This is a genomic window from Pseudomonas sp. GW821-FHT05D12 (assembly GCF_059419825.1).
Genome location: NZ_JBWKSN010000002.1, coordinates 416,269 through 430,062, shown reverse-complemented (window position 1 = coordinate 430,062; position 13,794 = coordinate 416,269). Strand labels below are relative to the sequence as shown.

Here is a 13,794-nt window from a genome sequence, read left to right as displayed (position 1 = left end):
AGACCGCCATCGCCGGCCGGTCACGGCTCAAGCGAGGTCGACCAACACGATCTCGCTGTCTTCAATTGCCGTCACCTGCAACACCTGCTCATCTTCCACGGCAACCCCGTCTCGCGCTTGCGCACGCAAGCCATTGACTTCAATCACGCCCGTCGCCGGCACAAGATACGCCCGACGCCCTTGGTCCAGGCGGTATTGCGCAGTTTCCCCAGCCTTCAGATTGGCCGCTACCAGGCGTGCATCGGCGCGAATGCGCAGGCTTTCGCTGTCTCCGGCCTTGCCGCTGGCCAGCGTGACAAAGCCTTCTCGATCACCTTTGGGGAACGGCTTGGCGCCCCACGACGGCGGCAAACCGGCCTCGTTCGGGATAATCCAGATCTGGAAGATCTTGGTGGGTGTCGCTTCCAGGTTGTATTCACTGTGGGCGATGCCGGTGCCGGCACTCATCACCTGCACGTCACCGGCCTCGGTGCGGCCTTTGTTGCCCAGGTTGTCGGCGTGGCTGATGGCACCTTCGCGCACATAAGTGATGATTTCCATGTCACGGTGCGGGTGCTGCGGGAAGCCGGTGCCCGGGGCGATGATGTCGTCGTTCCACACCCGCAGGTTGCCCCAGTGCATGCGTTTTGGATCATGGTATTCAGCAAATGAAAAATGATGATGGGCATCGAGCCAGCCGTGGTGGGCGCCGCCCAAGGTGGTAAAAGGTCGAAGTTCAAGCATGATCGTCTCCTGTTGATGGCGCCTATGATCCAGCAGGGCATAATCGATAAAAAGCGTAAAAAATGCCTGATTCCTATCAGTCGATTAGATTGGTAGCCGGCGCTTGTACTTTCAGTTCATCGCCTAACTGCATGACGGCAAAGCAATTGGTGGAACTGAACGGCAATTCCGGCGACCATGGCGACCTTGTTGAAACTCAGCTCATCGCAGGAGTCCGCGTGCCGCAACACAAGCCTGATCTGCCCCCTGAACTGCGCCCCCTGGCAGAAATGCCCCTGTTGAAACGCCTCGCCGCTCGCCTGTTTGGCCATGGCCTGACCCGATTGCGTGCCCAGCACCGGTTTTCCTGGTTGCACGGCCAGGCCGACGGTTTTCGCAGCGGCCATGAAGCAGGGGTGGAGTACGGCTATCGCGAGGGCAAGGCGGACGGCCTTGAGGAAGGCCGCCAAGTCCTGCTGATCCGCGACTTCCGCCCGGACGAGCACCGCGCGCCGGGCGTGGATGACAGCCTGTTCGACGATTGGCGCCTGCCGCTCACGGCCGATATCAAGAAGCGTATCAAGGCCGACGTTGCCCGACTCCTGCCGGCCCATGCCCAGCCGAGCGTGGCGCAATGGAAGATGATCTTCAGCGATACGCCGTCAACCTCGGTGATTGCCGGCGCCGGCGCGGGCAAATCGACCTCGCTGGTGCTGCGGATTCTGCTGCTCACCCATTACCTGGGCTTTGAACTCAGCTCGATGACCGTCGTGACGTTCACCCGCGAGTCGCGCAAAGACTTCATCAACAAGCTCATGGAAATCCTCAATCTCTGGGGCCAACCCCTTGGTTTTAAAGAAGCCCAGGCCGTGGTGCGCACCTTTCATTCGCGCATCCTGCCGATGGTGCGCAGCCTGCCGGGTTTTGAACGCCTGCAGGCGTTCGAGAACCTCAGCGCGGGTTTCGAAGAGGCTGACAGCAACCCGTTCGACCTGCGTATCGGTGATGCCCAGCGCCAGCAGATGAATGCCTGCTATCACCAGTTGTATGGCCGCCACGCGCGATTTCGCGAGCTGATAACGCCGCTGGCCCGACAAGGCCTGCAACTCAAGGAATTGGAGCGTGACCATCCGGATGTGCAGAAGCGCATGGCGGTGACCGAACTGGCCGCCAAGCGTGATGAAGAGCTCTGTGATGTGATCGAGGACCTGTGGTTCCGTGCCGGCGCGTGGCCGATCAAGGGCATTGAGCCCAGCCGCCAGACCTTCGAAATCAATGGTGCGCAGTTTCACTGCCATGGCTATATCCCGGAGCTGGATGCCTGGGTAGTGCTGGGCTTCGACGCTCGGGAGAACGCGCAGATCAGCCGGCCGAATGCAAAGCTGTCGGTGCGTGCAGAGTGGGCGGTAAAGCGCACCCTATTTCAAGCTTTCTGTCATAAGCCATTGATATGGTTGGATAGTTACGACTCATCCAAGCGTCTTTTGAGCAGCCTCGCCGGTGACGCCAGTGCCGGGCCCGGCTTTGATTACAAGGTCAAGGGTGAGCTGGCCTCGGCGCCGTTGCTGGACAGCTTTGTCATGGCCGCGGGGTTTATCGAGAACCTGGGACTCGACGTGCCGACCGCCGTCGGCAACATGACGTTTGCCAAGGACGATCCCGATCGCTTCTTCTTCGAGGCCCTGAGCATTTTCTGGAAAGCCCTGGAAGACCATCTGCTCGATCAATCCCCGCCGATCATGACCTACAACCGGATGTTTTCGCTGTTCGGCGAAAATACCCCGGAAAACCTCAAGCTGCTCAGTGATCCGCTGTTGCGCCCGATGTCGCACCTGATGATCGACGAGTTCCAGGATGTGTCGCCGCAGATCGTCTCGTGGATCCGCGCCAGCCTGCGCGAGATCCGCAGTCGCGGCCCGGCAATGCATGTCGGGCGGGGGGCGCAACGCTCGTCGTTGTTGTGCGTGGGCGATGACTGGCAGTCGATCTACGGCTGGCGCGGCAGTTCGCCGAAGTACTTCATGGCATTCAACCAGGAGTTCCCGTCGCCGAGTACCACGCGGGTGATGCTGGGTGAGAACTACCGCAGCCATCAGCACATCATTGATGCTGCCGAACACATTGTGCGGGCCGCACCGGCGATCCCTGGCAAGAAAGCCAAGGCGGCTGGCACACCGAAGGCGTTGGTGCCGGTCACCGTACTCGAACGCGACGACGCCGCCTTGGGTCGCAAGCTGCTGGAGCACTATCAGCAGGGCGATTCAGTATTGATGTTGTATCGAAAAAGTAGCGATAAGCTATTGATTCAAGAGCATATTCATTCAGTAGTTAATGTGGATTCTAGCTTGCCGGTCCAGGCGCGCCGGTTGAAACAGCTGACCTATCACAGCGCCAAGGGCCTGCAGGCGGATGCGGTATTCCTGCTTGGGGATTGCCAGCACGTGACCAGCTCGCCCTACAAGAACCAGGTCTATCGGATGGCGGGCCTGGGCAAGGACGGTGACAGCGAGCCCTATGACACCGCGCAAAAGGACGAAGTGCTGCGCCTGGCTTATGTCGGTATTACCCGAGCGGTGAGCCACTGCTATTGGTATGTGGAGAAACCGGAAGGTCCGACAGTGAATGTGCCGAAGGCCTCGGAGCGGGTGGATGGCAGGAAAGTGTTCTTCGACGACCAACGAACCCTTGTGTAGGGGCCGGCTTGCCGGCGATGCCTAACCAGATCGTTGATCCATCGCTTGATGGATGGGCTGTCAGGCTCGCAACGACAGCGGCGGCACGAATGACTCGAGTTCATCCTCCACCGCCTCGATGATGCGCTCCACGTCCGCGGCGTTCATCACCGTGGCACACGGGATGCCCGCAATGGCGATCAAGGTTTCGCCGCTGACACGGTCGAACAGGCGGGCGATCATACTGCCGGGCGCGTCCATGCTCGCCTCGAAGCCCATCGGGTGAAAATGCCAGCGCATCAACTGGCAGGCGTTGGGGAACGTCACTTTGTTCATATTGCCCACCTTGTACATTGAGCGCTTCCTTTAGCTCGCGGCAGGGAGCCATGACCTTCACTGGTCGTGGCGTCGGAGAGCTTCAAAATAGCATTCGTTCGCAAGCCCAAGGAGACTTTTTTAGCCCCGTTCGGCGGTTGTTTTCGATTCGTTTGATATGGATCATGGCTTACAAGAAATTAGGCAAAAGGCCATTAGTCAGAAGTTGCCACCGTCCATTGAACGCGCCGCCAAAATTCGGCAATCTCCAGGGTTTACCCGCCGCAGAGCTCTTCATGCCTGATCTCAGCCCCGACGATGACAGCCAGTGTTCCCACGCCACGCGTGAACTGGTGTTGCGTCACCACCTGTGCTGGCGGCATCGGGACCTGGACGGGGTGATGTCCTATTACCACGCGGATATCCAGTACCACGACTTCTTCCAGAACCGGGTGGTCGGCTATGCCGAGTTGCGTGAGTACCTCCAGGCCAGCATGCCCCGCGAAGCGGACGAGGCGATTGAACACTCCGATCGCATTCGCGCCGATGGCGACACCGCGTTTATCCAGTACCGCATCACGCTGCGGGGCAGCCAGGGCCTGGTGTCGTTTCGTACCAGCGAGGCCATCACGGTGCGGGACGGGTTGATCTGGCGGGTCAATGAATACGCGTCGCTGGTGCATGAACAGCCGACGCAGGCGACGCGACCCACGGTCAGCCGCCTGGGCCTGTCGCCCCAGCAATTGGGGCACATGGCCAATGACCTGCAGCAATACTTCGAGCGCAAGCAACCCTACCTGGACCCGGAGCTGGACCTGCAGCGGGTTGCCAAGGAGTGTGGCTACAGCCGCAATCAGATTTCCTACCTGCTGAACCAGGTGCTGGGGCAAAGCTTCTACCGCTACGTCAACCAGGCGCGGCTCCAGCATTTGCTCGCAGCCCTGGACAGCGCGGTGCCGCCGATCAAGGTCGATGACCTGGCGTTTGCGGCCGGTTTCAATTCGCTGTCGGCGTTCTACAGCGCGTTTCGCCAGCACACCGGCCAATCGCCCAAGGCCTACGTCAAACAAATTTCCCTGCGTGCACGCGCGCAAGACAGCCAATAACGCCGCGCTCTAGGATCCAGCCTATCGAAACGAGGTAGGGGAGCTTGGCATGCCGGCATGGCGCAATATCAGTTTATGGATGGACCAGCTGGACGACCCGCTGACCGCGCGGCCCTCCCTTGAGCATGACCTGGACGTCAATGTCGCCATTATCGGCGCCGGTTACACCGGCCTGTGGACCGCCTATTACCTGAAACGCCAGGCGCCTGAATTGAAAATCGCGATCATCGAGGCGCAAACCGCCGGCTTCGGTGCCTCCGGCCGCAATGGCGGCTGGCTGATGGGCAACCTGCTGGGTGAAGACCGCCTGCTGGCAGGCCTGGCGCCCGAACAACGGCGCGCCTCGTTTGACCTGTTGCACGCCATTCCCGACGAAGTGGCGCAGGTGCTGGCCCATGAAGGCATCGACTGCGACTACCGCAAGGGCGGCGCGTTGTACTGTGCCGCGCGCTACCCCGAGCAGGAAGGCAGCCTGCGCCGCTACCTGGATAAATTGCATGCCCAGGGCCTGACGGAGGCCGACTATCGCTGGCTCGGCCCGCAGCAATTGGCCGAGCAGATTCGCATCGCCAAGCCCTATGGCGGTATTTATGCACCGCATGTCGCCACGATCAACCCGGCCAAGCTGGTGCGCGGCCTTGCGCGGGTAGTGGAGCGCATGGGCGTCGCGATCTACGAAAACAGCCCGGTCACCCACTGGCAGTCCGGCAGCCTGCGCACCGCCAAGGCCAGTGTGCGCGCCGCCTGGGTGGTGCCGGCTGTCGAGGGGTATGCCACGACGTTGCCGCCTCTGGGCCATTACCAATTGCCGGTACAGAGCCTGATCGTTGCCACCGAGCCGCTGCCTGCCAGCACCTGGGATCAAATCGGCCTGAACCATGGCCAGGCATTCGGTGAAAGCAGCCGCCAGGTCACTTATGGCCAGCGTTCGGCGGACAACCGCCTGGTGTTCGGCGCCCGTGGCGGTTATCAGTTCGCCGGCAAGTTGCGGCACAACTTCGATTTGACCGACAGCGAGGTCGAGCTGCGTCGCTACCTGTTCGGCGAACTCTTCCCCCAGCTCAAGAACGTGCGGATTACGCACTCCTGGGGCGGCAACCTCGGCATGTCGCGCCGGTTCCGCCCGCACATGCTCTGTGATCACAAGACCGGCATCGCGCTGTCCGGCGGCTATGGCGGGGAGGGCGTCGGTGCGACGAACCTGGGCGGCCGCACCTTGGCCGACTTGATCCTGGGCCGCGACACGCCGCTGGTCCAGCAACCCTGGGTGATCCGCGAGCGCGGCCTGGACGCGCTCAAGGCCTGGGAACCGGAACCCTGCCGCTGGCTGGGGTACAACGCGATCATTCGCAGTTTTGTCCATGAAGACCAGGTGTTGGCCAATCCCAACACCGCGCCCTGGCGCCGCAAGCTGGCGACCGGCATGGCCGAGTTCATGGAAGGTTTCATGCACTAAGTCGTTTCACTCACACGGGAAAACCCATGAGCATCACTCAATTCAAAGACACGCTGAATGCCCACTTGCCCGACGCCTCACCGGTGGCCGTGCCGTTGGGCGAGCCCATCGCCGTGGCCTCGACCCTGAGCGTGGAGCGCAATGACGGCGTCGAAACCGGCATCTGGGCGTGTACGCCGGGCCGCTGGCGTCGGCAGATTAAATCCCAGGAGTTTTGCCACTTTATCCAGGGCCGCTGCACCTTCACCCCGGACGACGGAGAAACCATTCACATAGAAGCCGGCGACGCACTGATGTTGCCAGCCAACAGCACCGGTATCTGGGATATCCAGGAAACCGTGCGCAAGACCTACGTATTGATTCTGTAACGCTTTGATCCTTGATCGCCTGCCATAAAAACAGCCCTAAAACCGCCAGGAAATCGAACCATGAAAGCCATTGCCCTGTTGCCCTTGATGTTGGTGGCCTCTATCAGCCAGGCCGCCGAGACGGTGAAAATCTACAACTGGTCGGACTACATCGCGCCGGACACCACCAAGAACTTCCAGAAAGAAACCGGCATCGGTTTTACCTACGACGTCTACGACAGCAACGAAACCCTGGATGGCAAGTTGATGACCGGTAAATCCGGCTACGACGTGGTGTTTCCGTCCAACCACTTCATGGCCCGCCAGATCCAGGGCGGCGCGCTGAAAAAGCTCGACAAGAGCCAGTTGCCGAACTGGAAGAACCTCAACCCGGTGCTGCTCAAGGCCCTGGAAAACAACGACCCGGGCAATGCCCACGGCTTCCCGTACCTGTGGGGCAGTACCGGCATCGGCTACAACATCGACAAGGTCAAGGCGGTGCTGGGCGATAACGCGCCAGTGGATTCCTGGGACTTGATCTTCAAGCCCGAGAACATGGCCAAGTTGCAGAAGTGCGGGGTCGCGATCCTCGATAACGGCCCGGAATTGTTGCCCGCCGCGCTGAATTACCTGGGCTTGCCGCACCACAGCAAGAAGGCCGAAGACTACAAGAAAGCCGAAGACCTGCTGATGAAAGTGCGGCCTTACGTGGCGTACTTCCACTCCTCGAAATACACCGCTGACCTGGCCAATGGCGATATCTGCGTGGCCGTCGGTTTCTCCGGCGACATCCTGCAAGCCGAAAGCCGCGCCAAGGAAGCCAAGAACGGCGTGAACATCGGCTACAACATTCCCAAGGAAGGCGCCGCCATCTGGTTCGACATGGTCGCCATGCCCGCCGATGCACCCGACGAAAAAGCCGGCTATGCGTTCATGAACTACCTGTTGCGCCCGGAAGTGATGGCCAGCATCACCAACTACGTGCACTACGCCAACGGCAACCAGGCGGCCGACAGCCTGGTGGACCCGGCGATCAAGGCCGACACCAAGGTCTACCCGAGCCCCGAGATGATGGGCAAGCTGTTCGCGCTGGAAGCCATGCCGCTGAACATCGACCGGATTCGGACGCGGGTGTGGAACACCATTCGTACCGGGCGCTGAAAAATTGGCGGTGGAGTGGCTACTGCGGCAAGCCTGTTTAGTGTGGTGAACCCATTTGCTGTGGTGAACCGGGTTGTTGTGGCGAGCGGGTTTTTTACTGTGGCGAGCGGGCTTGCCCCGCGTTGGGCTGCGCAGCAGCCCCATTCAGTGAGCATGCGGTGTATCAGGTACTCCTCTGAGGCTGGTTTTGGGGCTGCTTCGCAGCCCAACGCGGGCGGTGCGACGATTCGACAAGCCCGCTCACCACAAAAGAAAGGAAAGGCCACCTTCTGCAATAGGGCCACTCTCGACAACGACCCCACCTTAAACAACACCCCGCCCATTCATCCCTGAGCCCTCCGGCTCAGGGATTTTCCAGATCATGCCCCAACGACTGGATAAACAACGAAAACAGCTCCGGCTGTGACGAAATATCCAGCTTCGCGTACAGATGCCGACGGTGCACCTTCACCGTGTCCGGCGAGATGTTCAACCTTTCCGCCATAGCCTTGGAAGAGAACCCGCGCAGCACCAGGCGGGCGATTTCCAGTTCGCGGTCCGACAGCACGCCGCAACCGAACTGGCCCAGTGCATCGCGAATCTGGCTGTCCATGGCCGGCGCGCGCTGGGTGCTCTGCTGCCAGTGCTGCTGCATCAATGGCAACACCCAAGCCGCCAAGGTGGTCATCAGCCCGGTCTCATCGGCGCTGAAGCGCCTTTGCATCCCCAGCGACAACGACAACGTGCCCGCCCCAGGCAGTTGCAGGATGAATTGCACCTCGTCTTCCAGCACGTTGTCGTGGAAGTAATTGAGGAAGTATTCACTCTGGCGAAAATGGTCCGGCGCCACTTCTTCCAGGCGGTACACGCCGCTGGCGTAGCCTTCGCGGCAGGCCTGGAAGAACGGGTCGAGCAGGTACAAGCCATTGAGGTACACCAGCATCGACGCCGGCTTGCTGCTGGGCTGGGCGTCGTATTCTTCCAGGGCCTGGGGGGCACCCTCCACGGGATAGTAAATCGCCAGGGCGTTATCGAACGGCAAACACTGGTGCAGCAACAGCACCAGCTGTTTCCAGAAGCGCTCGGTGCCGATGTACGCGACGGTGCGGCCCAGCCCTGCGTGCATGCCGACTTCCCGGAACAGGCTCATGTAACAGGCTCCCGCCAGCAAAAGATCGGCCAAGGGTTCGGCTTTTGTCGGGTGCCGTCAAGGGGAGTACGCCAATAGGGGAATTGGCTGACATAAACCCAGCGTTTACCTTCGCCATTATCCAGTGGGAAACATATCCCGCGATATTCAGACTTTTCGTTTCTGCCTCACACCAAGAACAACGACAGAGGATAACGATATGAGCACTTCACCCACGCCCGACGGCGTGCTGAAACCGACCCTGAGTGTCTTCGATGTGGTGGCTATCACCGTGTCAGCGGTGACGCCCGCCAGTTCCGTCTTCGTGATTGCGCCCTTTGCCATCCAACAGGCCGGCAGCGGGGTGTTCCTGGCGTTTGTGATGGCCGGGCTGCTGGCGTTGATGTTCGCCTTTTGCTACGCCGAACTGGGCCGCGCCCACAACAGTGCGGGCGGTGAATATGTGTATGCCAAGCGGGTGTTTGGGGGGATGGCCGGCTATGCGACGTTTCTGACGGTGCTGGTGATGTTGCTGTTTATCCCGCCGGTATTGGCCACGGGCGCCGCGACCTACCTGAACAACGCGCTGGGCACGCATTTCGACGCACAGACCGTCGCGCTGGTGATCGTGGTGTGCAGTTACGCGCTGGGCATCCTTAATATCAAGCTCAATGCCTGGATCACCGGCACGTGCCTGCTGTTGGAAGTCGCGGCGTTGCTGGTGATCGTGGTGATCGGCTTTGGCAATCCGGTGCAGCCCGCCAGTGTGCTGTTCCAGCCGCAGATTGTCGAAAACGGCGTGTTGCACCTGGCGCCCTGGGCCTTGGTGATCGGCGCGGTGGGCATTGGTCTGTTTTCCTACAACGGCTATGGCCCGGCGGTGTTGCTCGCCGAGGACATGAAGTGCGGCGGCAAGGGCGTGCACAAGGCGGTGTTGTGGTCCCTGGGGCTGGTGGTCGTGATCGAGCTGGTGCCGATTACCGCGCTGTTGATCGGCGCGCCGTCGCTGAGCGCGATGATCAGCAGCCCGGACCCGATCGGCTATCTGCTGACCAGCCATGGCAACGAAACCCTGTCGCGACTGGTCAGCGCGGGGATCTTCCTGTCGGTGTTCAACGCCATCGTCGCCATCGTGATCCAGATCGGTCGCGTGGTGTTCAGCAGCGGGCGGGATGCGCTATGGACGCCTACCATCAATAAGCTGTTCACCCGCATCCATCCGCGCTGGGATTCGCCTTGGCTGGCCACGCTGTTCCTGGCGATCCCGTCGGCGCTGCTGAGCTTCAGTTCCAACCTGGCGGATCTCACCTCGTTCAGCGTGCTGCTGATCATTCTGGTGTACCTGGTGGTGGCGTTGAGCGCGTTGATGAGCCGCGTGCTGCTGCGCGACCGCGAGCACCCTTATCGCATGCCGCTGTGGCCGCTGCCGGCGCTGGTGGCCGTGCTGGGCGCCGGGTACCTGTTGGTGACCTTGCTGGTGGCAGCCTCGGTGCGCGACATCATGATCATCATCGGCTTGCTGGCCTTGTCGGTGATTCTGTATTGCATCAGTGGCCGGTTGAGTCCGGCGTTCCAGAAATTGTAAGGAGTGGTTATGCGTGTACGCCAACTAGGCATCACTTTGGGGCTGGGTGTCCCCGGCGAATTGAATGCCATCACCGATGTACCCGGGGTGCGGGTCGGCCACAGTACGCTCAACACGCGCATTGATGGCAAGCAGGTGCGCACCGGGGTGACCGTGGTGCAGCCACGGGCCGGGGAGGCGCGCCAGCAACCGTGCTTCGCCGGTTACCACGTGCTCAACGGCAATGGCGATGCCACCGGCCTGGAATGGATCAGCGAGGCGGGCCTGTTGACCACGCCGCTGGCCATCACCAACACCCACAGCATCGGCATAGTGCGTGACACCCTGATCGCCCTGGAGCGCGAGCGCCTGGCGGACCCGGCGGTGTATTGGTGCATGCCGGTGGTGATGGAAACCTACGATGGCCTGCTCAATGACATCTGGGGCCAGCACGTAAAGCCTGCGCATGTGCGCGAGGCGCTGGATAACGCCGCCGGTGGCCCGGTGCAGGAGGGTGCCGTCGGCGGTGGTACGGGGATGATCTGCCATGAATTCAAGGGCGGCATCGGCAGCGCCTCGCGCTGCTTGCCGGCGGAGCAGGGTGGCTGGACCGTCGGCGTGCTGGTGCAGGCCAACCATGGTAAACGCCAGGAATTGCGCGTCGACGGCTACCCGGTGGGGCGTCAGTTGCTGGATATCCCCTCGCCGTTTGCCGAGCGCGGCACGCCGGGGATGGGCTCGATTGTGGTGATCATCGCCACGGACGCACCCTTGCTGCCGCATCAGTGCCAGCGCCTGGCGCAACGCGCATCCATCGGCATCGCGCGCACCGGCGGCGGTACCGAGGATTCCAGCGGCGACCTGTTCCTGGCGTTCGCCACCGGCAACCACGACTTGCCACCCGCCGATTACGCGCGCAAGGACCTGCCGCTGAGCAGCGCACTGCAGATGGTCAACAACGATCATATTTCGCCGCTGTTCAGCGCGGCCGCCGAGGCGGTGGAGGAAGCCATCATCAACGCGATCCTGGCCGGGGAGGACATGCTGACCGACGCCGGCGTGAAAGTGCCTGGACTGGGCGACGATACATTGTTGGAAGCACTCAGCAAGACCGGCTGGCGTCTGCCCCGGTAATAAGGGACACACAGGATTAATACGTTAAGGTAATGGCGATTTAGTGTTGTGAATGACACCCTGCCAATATATTGGATCCATTAATTAAGCGGGCCGCCCAAGTTGGGCGGCTTTACTGCTATTTAATATTTAAATAACCGGCGCTGTCTTTTGTCCGACAAAAACTCGCCGGCCCAATAAATACGGCCTTGAACTTCTGAAAGTTGCTGGCGTGCCACTGTTTTGCCAAAGAAATACAAGTGGACGAAAGATTTCAAGTTGTGTCAGTTTTCTTACGCCTTCAAAAGAGGCGAGTGATAGGACGATCTCGCCCGCGGGGTTCCTATCGATCAAAACTGATGCATTTGCAAACAAGGAAGTACGTTTATGTCAAAAGTAAAAGAGCAGGCTATTGTGTCGGCGGCGCAAGTCAGCACGGCGTATTCGCAAATCGATAGCTTCAGCCATTTGTATGACCGTGGCGGTAACCTCACGGTCAATGGCAAACCGTCCTATTCCGTCGATCAGGCAGCCACCCAGCTGCTGCGCGACGGCGCTGCATACCGGGACGTGAACGGTAACGGCAAGATCGACCTGACCTACACCTTCCTCACCTCGGCTTCCTCGAGCACCCTGAACAAACACGGGATCTCGGGTTTCAGCCAGTTCAACGCCCAGCAGAAAGCCCAGGCCGTGCTGGCGATGCAATCCTGGTCGGACGTGGCCAACGTGACCTTCACTGAGAAGGCCACCGGCGGCGATACCCACATGACCTTCGGCAACTACAGCGGCGGCCAGGACGGCGCGGCGGCCTTCGCCTACCTGCCCGGCACCGGCGCGGGCTACGACGGCACCTCGTGGTACCTGACCAACAGCAGCTACACGCCCAACAAGACGCCGGACCTCAACAACTACGGCCGGCAGACCCTGACCCACGAAATCGGCCACACCCTGGGCCTGGCTCACCCTGGCGACTACAACGCCGGGAATGGCAACCCGACCTACAACGACGCGACCTATGGACAGGACACGCGCGGCTACAGCGTCATGAGTTACTGGAGCGAGAGCAACACCAACCAGAACTTCAGCAAAGGCGGGGTCGAGGCCTATGCGTCGGGCCCGTTGCTGGACGACATTGCGGCGATCCAGAAGCTCTACGGTGCCAATTACAACACCCGCGCCGGCGACACCACCTACGGCTTTAACTCCAACACCGGGCGTGATTTCTACAGCGCCACCTCGAATGCCGACAAGCTGGTGTTCTCGGTGTGGGACGGGGGCGGCAACGATACCCTGGACTTCTCCGGTTTTACCCAGAACCAGAAGATCAACCTCAATGAGGCGTCGTTCTCCGATGTCGGCGGCCTGGTGGGCAACGTGTCCATCGCCAAGGGCGTGACCATTGAGAACGCGTTCGGCGGTGCCGGCAACGACCTGATCATCGGCAATAACGCGGCCAACGTGATCAAGGGTGGCGCCGGCAACGACATCATCTACGGCGGTGGCGGTGCCGACCAACTGTGGGGCGGCGCGGGCAATGACACCTTTGTGTTCGGCGCCAGCTCCGACTCCAAGCCGGGTGCGGCAGACAAGATCTTTGACTTTACCTCGGGTTCGGACAAGATCGACCTCAGCGGCATCACCAAAGGCGCAGGCCTGACCTTCGTCAATGCCTTCACCGGGCATGCCGGCGATGCTGTACTGACCTACGCAGCAGGCACCAACCTGGGGACCCTGGCGGTCGACTTCTCCGGTCACGGCGTGGCGGATTTCCTCGTCACCACCGTAGGCCAGGCGGCCGTCAGCGACATCGTGGCGTGATGCACGAGCGCGGCGCCTCGGCGCCGCGCTTTGAGGATGGAGCCGCTTGATGAAAGGTTTTTTTCAATCGATCGCCTGCGCTGTGCAGGTGATAGTCGTGTCGGCAGGAGCCCACGCAATGGCGAGCAGTCTTGTATTACCCAGCAGCGCCGAACTGGCCGGGCACTGGCAGTTGCACCAGGCGGATCAGGTCTGCGCCCTCGACCTGCTGGAGCAGGCCAACGCCCTGGGCGGCGACGTGGCGTGCGTGGCGCAATGGCTGGGGGACACGCCCCGGACCTGGTCGCCGACCCCCGACGGCATCTGGCTGATGAACGCCGAAGGCAGCGGGATAACCCATTTGAATCGCCAGAAAGAAGGCGAATACCAGGGGCGCACGGCGTCCGGTGCCGTGGTGGTATTACATCGCGCGCCTTAGTTGCCGTTATA

Annotated in this window: 12 protein-coding genes; 9 read left to right on the top strand and 3 right to left on the bottom strand. The window is 61.0% G+C overall.

The features are described 5' to 3' along the window. Positions 1 to 27: 27 nt before the first annotated feature. A complete protein-coding gene (locus AC07SI_RS05015) occupies positions 28 to 723 on the bottom strand; it encodes a pirin family protein (RefSeq protein ID WP_495005284.1) in 696 nt (231 codons plus the stop codon). 218 nt (positions 724 to 941) lie between these two features. On the opposite strand from AC07SI_RS05015, the gene AC07SI_RS05010 reads away from it, so the two are divergent. Beyond that, positions 942 to 3,395, top strand: coding sequence for a UvrD-helicase domain-containing protein (locus AC07SI_RS05010; protein ID WP_495005283.1), 2,454 nt, complete (start codon positions 942 to 944; stop codon positions 3,393 to 3,395). Positions 3,396 to 3,455: 60 nt separating this feature from the next. Here the strand turns inward: AC07SI_RS05010 and AC07SI_RS05005 are convergent, their stop codons facing one another. After that, the gene (locus tag AC07SI_RS05005; protein ID WP_065905103.1) at positions 3,456 to 3,728 is read right to left on the bottom strand and encodes a DUF1652 domain-containing protein; all 273 of its coding nucleotides are present in this window, start codon (positions 3,726 to 3,728) and stop codon (positions 3,456 to 3,458) included. 257 nt (positions 3,729 to 3,985) lie between these two features. Here AC07SI_RS05005 and AC07SI_RS05000 point away from each other — a divergent pair, with 257 nt between their 5' ends. Genes AC07SI_RS05000 through AC07SI_RS04985 form a run of 4 tightly spaced genes read left to right on the top strand, consistent with a single transcriptional unit; the run spans position 3,986 to position 7,759 of the window. Continuing rightward, positions 3,986 to 4,795: a helix-turn-helix transcriptional regulator gene (locus tag AC07SI_RS05000; RefSeq protein ID WP_065905104.1), complete on the top strand. Its 810-nt coding sequence runs from the start codon at positions 3,986 to 3,988 to the stop codon at positions 4,793 to 4,795. Positions 4,796 to 4,844: 49 nt separating this feature from the next. After that, positions 4,845 to 6,251, top strand: coding sequence for an NAD(P)/FAD-dependent oxidoreductase (locus tag AC07SI_RS04995; protein WP_495005282.1), 1,407 nt, complete (start codon positions 4,845 to 4,847; stop codon positions 6,249 to 6,251). Between the two features lie 26 nt (positions 6,252 to 6,277). Continuing rightward, positions 6,278 to 6,619: a cupin domain-containing protein gene (locus tag AC07SI_RS04990; RefSeq protein WP_120448550.1), complete on the top strand. Its 342-nt coding sequence runs from the start codon at positions 6,278 to 6,280 to the stop codon at positions 6,617 to 6,619. A 60-nt stretch (positions 6,620 to 6,679) separates the two neighbouring features. Then, positions 6,680 to 7,759, top strand: coding sequence for a polyamine ABC transporter substrate-binding protein (locus AC07SI_RS04985; protein WP_065905109.1), 1,080 nt, complete (start codon positions 6,680 to 6,682; stop codon positions 7,757 to 7,759). 343 nt (positions 7,760 to 8,102) lie between these two features. Here the strand turns inward: AC07SI_RS04985 and AC07SI_RS04980 are convergent, their stop codons facing one another. Next, entirely contained in the window at positions 8,103 to 8,888 is a 786-nt protein-coding gene (locus tag AC07SI_RS04980; RefSeq protein ID WP_495005281.1) for a helix-turn-helix transcriptional regulator, read from the bottom strand. Positions 8,889 to 9,087: 199 nt separating this feature from the next. On the opposite strand from AC07SI_RS04980, the gene AC07SI_RS04975 reads away from it, so the two are divergent. The 4 genes from AC07SI_RS04975 to AC07SI_RS04960 all read left to right on the top strand — a co-directional run bounded on the left by AC07SI_RS04975 (position 9,088) and on the right by AC07SI_RS04960 (position 13,783). Continuing rightward, positions 9,088 to 10,452, top strand: coding sequence for an APC family permease (locus AC07SI_RS04975; RefSeq protein ID WP_495005280.1), 1,365 nt, complete (start codon positions 9,088 to 9,090; stop codon positions 10,450 to 10,452). Positions 10,453 to 10,461: 9 nt separating this feature from the next. Further along, positions 10,462 to 11,565, top strand: a complete 1,104-nt coding sequence (locus AC07SI_RS04970) for a DmpA family aminopeptidase (protein ID WP_495005279.1) — start codon at positions 10,462 to 10,464, stop codon at positions 11,563 to 11,565. A gap of 366 nt (positions 11,566 to 11,931) precedes the next feature. Continuing rightward, on the top strand, positions 11,932 to 13,365 hold the full coding sequence (locus AC07SI_RS04965; RefSeq protein WP_495005278.1) for a serralysin family metalloprotease: 1,434 nt from the start codon (positions 11,932 to 11,934) through the stop codon (positions 13,363 to 13,365). 49 nt (positions 13,366 to 13,414) lie between these two features. Then, the gene (locus tag AC07SI_RS04960) at positions 13,415 to 13,783 is read left to right on the top strand and encodes a protease inhibitor Inh/omp19 family protein (RefSeq protein WP_495005277.1); all 369 of its coding nucleotides are present in this window, start codon (positions 13,415 to 13,417) and stop codon (positions 13,781 to 13,783) included. The last annotated feature ends 11 nt before the right edge of the window (positions 13,784 to 13,794 follow it).

Excerpts from the sequence above, each read along its gene's own strand:
- AC07SI_RS05015 (WP_495005284.1), bottom strand. The coding sequence starts at position 723 with ATGCTTGAACTTCGACCTTTTACCACCTTGGGCGGCGCCCACCACGGC.
- AC07SI_RS05005 (WP_065905103.1), bottom strand. The coding sequence starts at position 3,728 with ATGTACAAGGTGGGCAATATGAACAAAGTGACGTTCCCCAACGCCTGC.
- AC07SI_RS05000 (WP_065905104.1), top strand. The coding sequence starts at position 3,986 with ATGCCTGATCTCAGCCCCGACGATGACAGCCAGTGTTCCCACGCCACG.
- AC07SI_RS04995 (WP_495005282.1), top strand. The coding sequence starts at position 4,845 with ATGCCGGCATGGCGCAATATCAGTTTATGGATGGACCAGCTGGACGAC.
- AC07SI_RS04990 (WP_120448550.1), top strand. The coding sequence starts at position 6,278 with ATGAGCATCACTCAATTCAAAGACACGCTGAATGCCCACTTGCCCGAC.
- AC07SI_RS04985 (WP_065905109.1), top strand. The coding sequence starts at position 6,680 with ATGAAAGCCATTGCCCTGTTGCCCTTGATGTTGGTGGCCTCTATCAGC.
- AC07SI_RS04980 (WP_495005281.1), bottom strand. The coding sequence starts at position 8,888 with ATGAGCCTGTTCCGGGAAGTCGGCATGCACGCAGGGCTGGGCCGCACC.
- AC07SI_RS04975 (WP_495005280.1), top strand. The coding sequence starts at position 9,088 with ATGAGCACTTCACCCACGCCCGACGGCGTGCTGAAACCGACCCTGAGT.
- AC07SI_RS04970 (WP_495005279.1), top strand. The coding sequence starts at position 10,462 with ATGCGTGTACGCCAACTAGGCATCACTTTGGGGCTGGGTGTCCCCGGC.
- AC07SI_RS04965 (WP_495005278.1), top strand. The coding sequence starts at position 11,932 with ATGTCAAAAGTAAAAGAGCAGGCTATTGTGTCGGCGGCGCAAGTCAGC.
- AC07SI_RS04960 (WP_495005277.1), top strand. The coding sequence starts at position 13,415 with ATGAAAGGTTTTTTTCAATCGATCGCCTGCGCTGTGCAGGTGATAGTC.